Annotated in this window: 1 protein-coding gene; it reads left to right on the forward strand. The window is 70.5% G+C overall.

Features of this window, described 5'->3' with window-relative positions:
• On the forward strand, positions 1–312 hold a 312-nt coding region (locus tag ACLBYB_RS33075), incomplete at both ends, for a carbohydrate porin (protein WP_447701416.1).

Below are 312 nucleotides of genomic sequence, written 5' to 3' on the forward strand. Positions count from 1 at the left end.
AGGCCTGGGTCAACGACAAGGTGTTCCTGCACGCCGGCATCTACGAGGTGAACCCGCGCGACCAGCTGCCGACCCGGGACGGCGTCGACTGGTCGACCAGCGGCGCCACCGGAGTCCTGGTGCCGGTGGAGGTCGGCTACTCGACCAATTTCGGCAACGACCCGCTGCCGCGCAACTACAGCATCGGCGCCGTGTCCGACCGGTCGGACTACACGGATCCCGTGCTCGACCGGCGGGGCGGCGCGCAGGTCTTCAGCGGCCTCGATCCGCTGACCCGGTTCGGGCGGTCGGCGGTCTACGCCCGCTTCGACC

Source organism: Methylobacterium sp. D54C (assembly GCF_053345595.1).